We start from the raw sequence: 529 nt of genomic DNA, 5'->3' as shown, positions 1-529 counted from the left end.
CCGTCATCCCGAGTGTAACGAGGGATCTCCTAATGCAGGCACCGCACCACATTCAGGAGATCCTTCATCGCGTTCAGGATGACGAAATTCAGCCGTCATCCCGAGTGTAACGAGGGATGTCCTAATGCTGGCACCGCACCAGTTTCAGGAGATCCTTCATCGCGTTCAGGATGACGAAATTCAGCCGTCATCCCGAGTGTAACGAGGGATCTCCTAATGCTGGCACCGCACCACATTCAGGAGATCCTTCACTACGTTCAGGATGACGAAATTCAACCGTCATCCCGAGTGTAACGAGAGATCTCCTAATGCAGGCACTGCACCACATTCAGGAGATCCTTCACTACGTTCAGGATGACGAAATTCAGCCGTCATCCCGAGTATAACGAGGGATCTCCTAATGCAGGCACCGCACCACATTCAGGAGATCATTCACTGCGTTCAGGATGACGAAATTCAACCGTCATCCCGAGTGTAAAGAGGGATCTCCTAATGCAGGCACCGCACCAGTTTCAGGAGATCCTTCATC

This window comes from Legionella quateirensis (assembly GCF_001467955.1).
Classification (GTDB): domain Bacteria; phylum Pseudomonadota; class Gammaproteobacteria; order Legionellales; family Legionellaceae; genus Legionella; species Legionella quateirensis.
Note: the sequence above shows the minus strand (reverse complement) of the source record.